At 49.4% G+C, this 6,588-nt stretch carries 5 protein-coding genes and 1 pseudogene; all 6 read right to left on the bottom strand.

Features of this window, described 5'->3' with window-relative positions; genetic code table 11:
• Positions 1-227, bottom strand: a pseudogene (locus tag RH89_RS10495) (formate dehydrogenase subunit gamma); the annotation flags it as partial.
• Positions 228-236: 9 nt separating this feature from the next.
• Positions 237-845, bottom strand: coding sequence for a formate dehydrogenase FDH3 subunit beta (fdh3B, locus tag RH89_RS10490; RefSeq protein ID WP_004401723.1), 609 nt, complete (start codon positions 843-845; stop codon positions 237-239).
• Between the two features lie 11 nt (positions 846-856).
• Positions 857-3,712: a formate dehydrogenase subunit alpha gene (locus RH89_RS10485; RefSeq protein ID WP_004401722.1), complete on the bottom strand. Its 2,856-nt coding sequence runs from the start codon at positions 3,710-3,712 to the stop codon at positions 857-859.
• Positions 3,713-3,723: 11 nt separating this feature from the next.
• The gene (locus RH89_RS10480) at positions 3,724-3,918 is read right to left on the bottom strand and encodes a transcriptional initiation protein Tat (RefSeq protein ID WP_004401721.1); all 195 of its coding nucleotides are present in this window, start codon (positions 3,916-3,918) and stop codon (positions 3,724-3,726) included.
• A 42-nt stretch (positions 3,919-3,960) separates the two neighbouring features.
• A complete protein-coding gene (locus RH89_RS10475) occupies positions 3,961-4,575 on the bottom strand; it encodes a TorD/DmsD family molecular chaperone (RefSeq protein WP_004401720.1) in 615 nt (204 codons plus the stop codon).
• A 10-nt stretch (positions 4,576-4,585) separates the two neighbouring features.
• The gene (locus tag RH89_RS10470; protein ID WP_004401719.1) at positions 4,586-6,262 is read right to left on the bottom strand and encodes a 4Fe-4S dicluster domain-containing protein; all 1,677 of its coding nucleotides are present in this window, start codon (positions 6,260-6,262) and stop codon (positions 4,586-4,588) included.
• Positions 6,263-6,588: the final 326 nt, after the last annotated feature.

The raw sequence follows: 6,588 nt of genomic DNA, 5'->3' as shown, positions 1-6,588 counted from the left end.
TTGCGCACTTCTCGCCAAAGCTGACCGCTGGCATTGATCAATACGCCGTGTTCAGGAGATTGAGACGTGGTATAGCCCTCTTCCCCATTTTTGACCAAACGCCAGTAATCCGCTCCGGCAAGCTGAGCGATCTCTTTTTCCGCGCTTGCAGATTCGTTGGCAAGAACAGGCTTGCCAACAAACACAAGAAACAACGAAAAGAAGGTAACGATGATGCGTGGTAACATTTTGGTCCTCTAGCTTTTGGTTGCGTCGAATGCGAGATCTTCACCGCTTGTCCAGCCGGAGCTAATGCCGCCTCTTTCCACCATACGCTGGCGGAAGATTTCAGACACGGTATTCGCATCGCCTGCTAACAAAGCTTTGGTAGAACACAGCTCCGCACACATAGGCAGCTTGCCTTCCGCAATGCGGTTAGCTCCGTACTTCACTTTCTCTTCAGAAGATCCGTTTTCAGTTTCAGGACCGCCAGCACAGAAGGTACATTTGTCCATTTTTCCACGCTCACCAAATGCAGAGGTTTGCGGGAATTGTGGCGCACCAAATGGACAGGCGAACAGACAGTACCCGCAGCCGATACACAGGTCTTTGTTGTGCAGTACGATGCCGTCTTCGGTCTGACGGAAGCAATCCGTCGGGCAAACCGCCATACACGGCGCATCGGTACAATGCATACACGCAACTGAAATGGAGTTTTCGCCCGCTTCACCGTCGTTTAGTGTGACGACACGTCGGCGTTGAAGCCCCCATTCGAGGGCATCGTCGTTTTCGTTCTTACATGCGGTGACACAGCCGTTACACTCGATACAACGTTTGGTGTCACATAGGAATTTCATCTTAGCCATTTTATGACTCCTTACGCTTTACGAATGTTGCAGAGAGTTACTTTGGTCTCCTGCATCTGGGTGACCGGATCATAACCATAGGTGGTGGCGGTGTTTGCCGCTTCACCAAGGACATACGGGTCTGTCCCTTCTGGGTATTTACCTTGAAGATCTTTACCCTGGAACTTTCCGCCGAAGTGGAATGGAACAAATGCCATTCCCGGTTTCACGCGTCTTGTCACCATGGCTTTCACGTGAATACGCCCTTTCTCGGCACCTTCAACCCAGACCATGTCGCCATCCCTAAAGCCAAGATCGTTGGCGTCTTTCGGATTCACTTCTACAAACATTTCCTGTTGAAGTTCAGCCAGCCAAGGGTTGGAACGCGTCTCTTCGCCCCCGCCTTCGTATTCAACCAGTCGACCAGAAGTAAGGATGATGGGGTACTCGCCTGACTTATCCTGATCCTGAATGGATTTGTACAAGGTAGGTAGACGATAGATGGATTCTCTGTCGTCCCATGTTGGGTAGTCGGCAACCAGATCGCGTCTTGGGGTGTACAGAGGTTCACGGTGCAGTGGCACTCGATCAGGGAACGTCCAGACCACAGCTCGTGCTTTGGCGTTACCAAACGGGATACATCCGTGTTTGATGGCGACGCGCTGAATGCCACCCGACAAGTCGGTTTTCCAGTTTTTGCCTTCTGCGGCGGTTTTCTCGGCTTCCGTCAAGTCGTTCCACCAACCCAGTGCTTTAAGCAGTTTGTCGTTGAACTCTGGATAACCATCTTCCAGCTCACAGCCTTTCGAATAGCTGTCCACCGCAAGCAGGTTCTTTCCTTCGAATTCCACACCAAAACGTGCACGGAAGTTACCACCCCCTTCTGCAACTGGCTTGGATGTGTTGTAGAGGATGTGCGTACCTGGGTGTTTCATTTCCGGCGTGCCCCAGCAAGGCCAAGGTAGACCGTAGGTTTCGCCGTGTGCGGGTCCGCCTTCTGCTTCCAGTGAGGTTTTGTGGAAGGTATGCCAGTTCTGCTGATGTTCTTTCAAACGTTCAGGGCTTTGACCCGTATAACCAATCGTCCACATTCCACGGTTGAATTCGCGAGTGATGTCTTCAATCAGAGGCTGGTTGTTTTTGACTTTCACGTTTTTAAACAACTGATCGGAGAAACCCAGTTTCTTCGACAGCAGATACATGATCTCGTGGTCTGGTTTGGATTCAAACAGCGGCTCTACTACTTTGTCTCGCCATTGAAGTGAGCGGTTAGAAGCCGTAACACTGCCATAAGTCTCGAACTGAGTGGTCGCAGGGAGCAGATAGATACCGTCTTTGCGATCATTCATAACAGCCGCAACAGTCGGATACGGATCGACGATGACCATCATATCCAGTTTTTCCATCGCCTTTTTCATCTCGACACCACGAGACTGGGAGTTCACTGCATGCCCCCAATAGAACATGGCTCGGATGTTGTCTTTTTGCTCGATGTTGTCTTTGTTTTCTAAAACACCGTCAATCCAGCGAGACACGGGAATACCCATGTTGTTCATTGGCTTCTTGTCACGGTATTTGTTCTGGTCGAAGCGATTCTGAACCCATTCGAAATCGACTTCCCAGACTTTAGACCAGTGTTTCCACGCGCCGTCAGACAAACCGTAATAACCTGGAAGTGTGTGAGAAAGCACGCCCAAATCGGTTGCGCCCTGAACATTGTCGTGACCACGGAAGATGTTGGCACCGCCACCACTCTTACCAATGTTGCCAAGCGCCAGTTCCAGAACACAGTAAGCACGGGTGTTGTTATTACCTGTGGTGTGCTGGGTACCGCCCATACACCAGACAACACAACCCGGGCGGTTTTCAGAGAGCAGCTTAGCGGTTCTGTAGACTTCCGCTTCACTCACACCTGCAACACGTTCTACTTCAGCAGGCGTCCAGCGAGCGACCTCTTCTTTGATTTCATCCATGCCGAATACGCGTTGGCGGATGAATTCTTTGTCTTCCCAATTGTTTTTAAACACATGCCACAGGATGCCCCAGATAAAGGCGACATCAGAACCCGGACGGATAGAAACAAAGTGATCCGCTTTGGCTGCAGTGCGGGTACGACGAGGATCCGCGACCACGATTTTGCAGTTGTTCTTCTCTTTGGCGATCAGAATGTGCTGCATGGCGACAGGGTGCGCTTCGGCAGGGTTAGATCCAATAAACAACATCGACTTACAGTTGTGCATGTCGTTAAAAGAGTTGGTCATTGCCCCGTAGCCCCAGGTGTTTGCCACACCAGCTACCGTTGTGGAGTGACAAATCCGCGCCTGGTGATCGACGTTATTGGTGCCCCAAAGCGACGCCATCTTGCGGAACATATAGGCTTGTTCATTGTTGTGCTTGGCACTGCCGAGGAAGTAAACCGAATCGGGTCCAGATTCTTTGCGAATTTCCAGTGTTTTGTTGCCAATCTCTTCGATGGCCTGATCCCAGCTAAGCTGTTTCCACTTTCCGCCTTCCAGCTTCATGGGATATTTCAGCCTGCGTTCGCCGTGACCATGCTCGCGTAGTGCCGCGCCTTTCGCACAGTGACCGCCAGCATTAAACGGGTGGTCGAAAGCCGGTTCCTGTCCCGTCCAGACTCCGTTTTGCACTTCGGCATAAATGCCGCAACCCACTGAACAGTGGGAACAGATGGTGCGTTTAATTTCTACGGGGGTATTTGCCGACACACTCTTTGCTTCTGCTTTACGCATCATGCCCGGCGCAAACATAGAAGCCCCTACTGCGGCTCCCCCTGCGGCGAGTGTTGAGTTCTTCATAAAAGAACGGCGGCTTAGTCCGATTTGGCATTCTTCCTTGTTGACACTATCGGAACGCTTGGTAAGTTTCATTCCATTGCTCCTTATAAGGTGTCGTAATAATCACGGATATGTTGCGTTTCTTTGTATCCGGTGGTTGATTCGGTCACCTCTGGTTGTGTTTCCTCAGCAGCAGCGACTTTGGAAGTGCCAGCGGCAAGTGCCCCCGCTACCGTGACCGTGGTCATTCCTTTGAGCAGGTCCCGGCGTTGAGGATCGATGGCTTGTTTGTCTTTCATACATTGCTCCAGTTACGTAAATGGATGCTTTGCATCTCTGTTTTATTGTTCGGTTGCGATCATCTTTGTTTCTCGAACAGGAACACGGGCGAAGCGTGTTTGCTCTATCAACAAAAACTGATTCATCACAGTTGCTAAGGCTGCGTAAAATTGCGCATGCTCAGCTTGCTTTATCTGTACGGTGAGTTTTTCAAACCAAGGTTGTATATGGCGGTTAAAGAACGCGTTTTGCTCGATTTCAGACTCCAGAAGAGACATAACCTCACACAATGCGGCGATATGATCTTCAGGTTCTTTGGTGGTTTCATTGCGTTCAAAACCCAGTCTTTCTAAATCCTGTCGAATTAGAGCCAGAGGCTTTTCCATGAGCGACCCTGTCAGGTGCCAGGATGCGAATGGCATCACTTCTCCTCTGCCAATTCCGATGAAGAGGAGTTGATATTCATCTGCAATGTCTTGTGGGCTGTATATAGCGGCTGCCAGACTGAGTTGAGTCCATGCATCAGACATTCGGCTGTCGGCACCCTCACTGATTTCAATGCCTTGAAGCCAGTCGAGCACCTCTTCTTTAGGAGCTGAGCGCATCAGAGCCGCAAACAGTGCGTAGATGTCGCTTCTCATTGAATCATTTCTTGTAGACTGTTCTGAAATAGTCATTAGACGCCCCCTACACATTCAGCTGTTTTTCTGGATGTTCAGCAAAGTCGCTGAACATGTCGATAACACGGCAGTCTTCACACATCGCGATGCGGTTGATGGCAATTTCATCGCTAAAATGGGAGTGACCACGTAACTTATTCTGTAGCATGGTAATCATAGACTGAGGCGCAAAAGGTTTTCCGCATCGTAAACATTCCGCTGCTTTCTCCTGATGGATCACTTTCGCTTGTATCCGCTCTTCTTTATCCCAGTTGAATCTGGGTTGGAGCGATAACGCGCTTTCTGGGCATGCTTTTTCGCACATGCCACACTGAATGCAGTCTTGCTCTACAAACCTGAGCTCCGGTGAAACTCCGTCATTGTGTAGTGCGCCTGTTGGGCAGACGGCTACGCACCCCATGCACAGCGTGCAGTCCTTGCTGGCACAACTTACGTTGCCGAAAGGCGCGCTGGCGGGGACTGAACTTTGAATTTTTTCTGGTATATGGAGGGAAGAAAGGTGGTCTAGCGATTTAAATAATCTTTCACGCTTCGTGCCTTTTAGTTCACCGATGGGTGTACATAAAGACGAATTCAATAAAGTGGGGCTAGAATCTTTTAGGTCTTCGAGATACAAAACTTGAATTCGTTCGCCCTCAATTCCTAACTGCGAAAGCAGCGCCTGTGCTGTGTCTATCTCCTGCCCTAAAACACGCAAAATGGTTTCTGGCATTTTACGGCTCGCTGCAAACATCACCTGAGTAGCACCATTGGTCAGCGCCGCAAACCAGGTATCAATGCCAACAGATGGCAGTTCTTCCAGTTCAATCGGAATCACATTGTCCGGTAGCGCATTAAGTGCCATCAGGTTGTATGTTTCATGGCGACTGCTGCAAAACAGGATGATTGGGTTATCGCCCTTAGCTTCACGGTAGTTTTTTAGCAGTCCTTCAACAAATGCCTGAGTTTGAGTAGGTTCGGGAATGGCATAATGAATGGCTTCTGTCGGGCAGGCCGTAGCACAGGTTCCGATACCCTGACAAAGGTATGGGTTGATTTGAATTTTGTGTCCAATTTCTTCATTACCATCACTGGTTAATGCTCCGGCTGGGCAGGCATCAACACAACGATCACACCCTTTCACTCCGCGAGAACTGTGTGCGCACTTATCGGTATCCAGCCGAAAATACTTTGGCTTATCAAACGTGCCCATCATGTCGGGGATCGACTCCAGTGCTTCTGGTAAGGTCGGGTACCCTCGTCCACACGGGAAATAACCAGGAACGGGGACTTCTTCTGTCATAAGCCCCTGCAAGGTCATGTCTAGTACTACATCAAAGCAGTCATGCCCAATCGCCGCAGTGGCTAAATTGACGATATTTCCAGCGTGATTCACGGTAACTTTAAAGGCTCCAAGAAAGCCATGAACGTGTGGCTGGTGACCAAAATACAGTCGGGATGGATCGATTAATTGATCGGATTCTGCATCCTGCTCGATACAAAGCAGAGTGAGCGAGTCCAGGTGGTTTAGCTGCGTTTCAATTTCAGCAAGAATTGGAAAAGGACCAATCACTAATGTATGACCCCCACTGTGGTAGCTGACCGTTGGGGGAATGAGGTTGGTCAGCTCCACAGTGTTGGTTAACGCTGCTTTCCTTGCGAATCCGTTTGCACTTGTTGGCTCAGGAAGTTTCTGTTTTAACATTGCTTTATGTTCCATTTTTGAACGTATCTTCGTCCTATATCGGAGGTATAAAGCAATTTGCGATCCAACCGCTCCTAATTGATATTTTGATAGCTTCTAGTTTGGGAATATGTGCGCAATGTTAAGCAGTTGTGACATTTTGTCGCAGGTTAATTTTCTGAGCCTTAGTCAAAATGTACCTACTTTCCATGTGGTATATTTTGTCCAGTTGGATGGCTTTCTTGCATGTTGTCTGCAGAATCTTCCGACTGAATATCTTCACCGTCATTAGTGTTTTGGACGGCTTCATCTTGTTGTCCGATCCTCTGAGGATTCTCCTCCTCTTC

The sequence above is a fragment of the Vibrio nigripulchritudo ATCC 27043 genome (assembly GCF_000222685.1).
In the GTDB taxonomy this organism is placed as follows: Bacteria; Pseudomonadota; Gammaproteobacteria; order Enterobacterales; family Vibrionaceae; genus Vibrio; species Vibrio nigripulchritudo.
The sequence above is the reverse complement of the archived record's forward strand: the minus strand, read 5'-3'. Positions and strand labels throughout refer to the sequence as shown.

Bases quoted from the DNA above. Each gene is read 5' to 3' on its own strand.
- fdh3B (WP_004401723.1), bottom strand. From the start codon at position 845: ATGGCTAAGATGAAATTCCTATGTGACACCAAACGTTGTATCGAGTGT.
- RH89_RS10485 (WP_004401722.1), bottom strand. From the start codon at position 3,712: ATGAAACTTACCAAGCGTTCCGATAGTGTCAACAAGGAAGAATGCCAA.
- RH89_RS10480 (WP_004401721.1), bottom strand. From the start codon at position 3,918: ATGAAAGACAAACAAGCCATCGATCCTCAACGCCGGGACCTGCTCAAA.
- RH89_RS10475 (WP_004401720.1), bottom strand. From the start codon at position 4,575: ATGACTATTTCAGAACAGTCTACAAGAAATGATTCAATGAGAAGCGAC.
- RH89_RS10470 (WP_004401719.1), bottom strand. From the start codon at position 6,262: ATGTTAAAACAGAAACTTCCTGAGCCAACAAGTGCAAACGGATTCGCA.